At 73.4% G+C, this 1,246-nt stretch carries 2 protein-coding genes; one reads left to right on the top strand and one right to left on the bottom strand.

Going from position 1 to position 1,246, the window contains the following annotated elements:
* Nucleotides 1-472: aldo/keto reductase (locus I5E_RS02890; RefSeq protein WP_022905663.1), on the bottom strand; the 472-nt coding region annotated here is incomplete at its 3' end.
* A 95-nt stretch (nucleotides 473-567) separates the two neighbouring features.
* Between I5E_RS02890 and I5E_RS02885 the strand changes: the two genes are divergently transcribed.
* Nucleotides 568-1,212 carry a HEAT repeat domain-containing protein gene (locus I5E_RS02885; RefSeq protein WP_022905662.1) on the top strand — a complete coding sequence of 215 codons (645 nt, stop codon included), beginning with the start codon at nucleotides 568-570 and terminating at the stop codon, nucleotides 1,210-1,212.
* Nucleotides 1,213-1,246: the final 34 nt, after the last annotated feature.

Below are 1,246 nucleotides of genomic sequence, written 5' to 3'. Positions count from 1 at the left end.
GCTTCGTCGAGATCAACGGCACGCTCGGGACGATCTCGCTGCCCGACCCGAACACGTTCGAGGGTGCCTCCCAGCTCTGGCGGAGCGGCGTGGACTCGTCGTCGAAGTGCGCGTAGTACAGGTCGATGCGGTCGGTGCCGAGGCGCTCGAGGCTCGCGCGTGCGGCCGCGGCGACGTTCGACGCCGACAGGCCCTGGAACTCCGGGTGCTGGGACACCTTCGTGGCGATCACGACGTCGTCGCGCTTGCCGGACGCCCGGAACCACGAACCGATCACCCGTTCGGACTCGCCGCCGGAGTTGCCGGGCGCCCAGGCGGAGTAGACGTCCGCCGTGTCGACGAAGTCGCCGCCGGCCGCGGTGTACGCATCGAGCACCCGGTGCGACGTCTGCTCGTCGGCGGTCCAGCCGAAGACGTTGCCGCCGAGGGCGAGGGGGAACACGGTGAGGTCGCTGGTACCGATGCGGGGCATTGGGGGTCCTTCCGGGGCTGACTGGAGCGGTCCGGTCCACGCTATGCCGCTCGCCCGGTCCGCTCCCAGGTGCGTGGGGTCTCCTGGGAAGGACCATGACGACGCTCACCTCGTCCCTCAGTGACCCCCGTCCGTCCGTCCGCCTCCGTGCCGTGATGACGGCCGGCACGACCCCGGACCCCGACGACCTCGACGTCCTCGTCGAGCAGTGCGCGATCGAACCCGACCTGCAGGTGCGGGAGGTGCTCACCTGGGCGCTCGTGCGGCTGCCGGCCGAGCTCGTCGTGCCGCGGCTCGTCGAGCAGCTCGCACGACCCGAGCCGCAGGCGCGCAGTCAGGCGTTGCACACCCTGTCGAAGATCGGGGACCGCTCGGTGTACCCGGCCGTCGCGGAGCTCCTCGGCGACCTCGACCACGGGGTCGTCCGCACTGCCTGGCGCGCCTCGGTCCGCCTCGTCCCCGACGACGGACGGCCCGCGCTCGCCCGACGACTCGCACGGGACCTCGGGCACGGCGACCGCGAGACCCGCCTGGCCCTCGGCCGGGCACTCGTCGACCTCGGCGAGGACGTCGTCGCCCCCGTGCTCGACGAGGCGCAGCAGCGTCAGGGCGACGGCGTCCGGGAGCACGTCGAGGACGTCCGACGGCTGCTGCGGGACCCGGACGCCGCGAGCAGCCTCGCGCTCGAGCGTGCCCGACGCGAGGTCGCGCTCGGCCGGACGCGGTCCGCGACGGGGTGAGTGCGGTGGGCGTGACCGGATGACGGCCGGGAGG

The organism is Curtobacterium sp. B18 (assembly GCF_000333375.1).
Taxonomy (GTDB): Bacteria; Actinomycetota; Actinomycetes; order Actinomycetales; family Microbacteriaceae; genus Curtobacterium.
This window is presented reverse-complemented; position numbering and strand designations above follow the sequence as displayed.